An 878-nucleotide genomic window follows, 5' to 3' on the forward strand; every position below is an offset into this window, starting at 1 on the left:
CCTGGACGCTATTGGTCCGGTCGGCGGCACTGGCGACCATCGGAGCGGCGGTGCCGGCAAGCGAAAGAAGCGTGGTCAGCGCGGCGGTGGTCAACTTTTGTTGCAAGCGCAGGCCGTTCGTGACCTGACTTGGCGACACATTATAGAGTTCCACCAGGACTTCGCCCAGCTGCTTGCGCGTGACCTGCTGCTGAATCAATGCATCGGCCAGGGTCTGATGTGAAATGACGCCGATCGCCGCCAGGATATTACCCAAACGCAGGGGGCTGTCCGCACGTCCGCGATGCTGCTGGATCGCTAGCAGCACATTCAGTTCTGCATGGCTTAGCCAGCCGAGCCGAACCAGCAATTCACCCAGTCGCTCGCCAGTTTTCTTCTGCTCGTTCAGCGAGAAATCGCGCTGCGCACGTGTGATCCTGTTTGCCTGCAGCAATAGTTCGCCAAGTGGTCCGCTGGTTTCGACCGCGGCGTCAAATACTGCTCCCACATCGGTCCAGCTTTCCGTGAGTGCCTGTTCAAACGCCGAGGCATCAGCGACATTGCCCTTGCCCGCATCGCGCCCCGGACCGGGTGGAATTTCATTATTGACAATAACGTCATGCAGCAGATGCCGCAATTCCGTGCACGGAAATCTGGAATCAGGCGAATTGTTGTGGTCGATCATGGGAAGATTTGACGCCGAATTCGATTGAATTGGTGGGCTATACCTGCGGATGCGATTTGGGAAAGTGTAAGACGAATCGATGGCGAACTGGTTGCCACACGACAACAAGTAAATTCTAGCAAATTCCGGAAATTCTCATCCTGATTGGAAGCGCCCGCCTTGCTACTTATATCGGCAGCTCGGCTCGGCATCTGGTCGTCTCGCAACAGCCTTC

Annotated in this window: 1 pseudogene; it reads right to left on the reverse strand. The window is 56.5% G+C overall.

What is annotated here, in order from left to right:
• Positions 1-664, reverse strand: a pseudogene (locus ACFOFO_RS26560) (hypothetical protein); the annotation flags it as partial.
• Between the last annotated feature and the right edge of the window lie 214 nt (positions 665-878).

Origin of the sequence: Pseudundibacterium arcticum, from assembly GCF_042646465.1 — a bacterium.
In the GTDB taxonomy this organism is placed as follows: Bacteria; Pseudomonadota; Gammaproteobacteria; order Burkholderiales; family Burkholderiaceae_D; genus Undibacterium_A; species Undibacterium_A arcticum.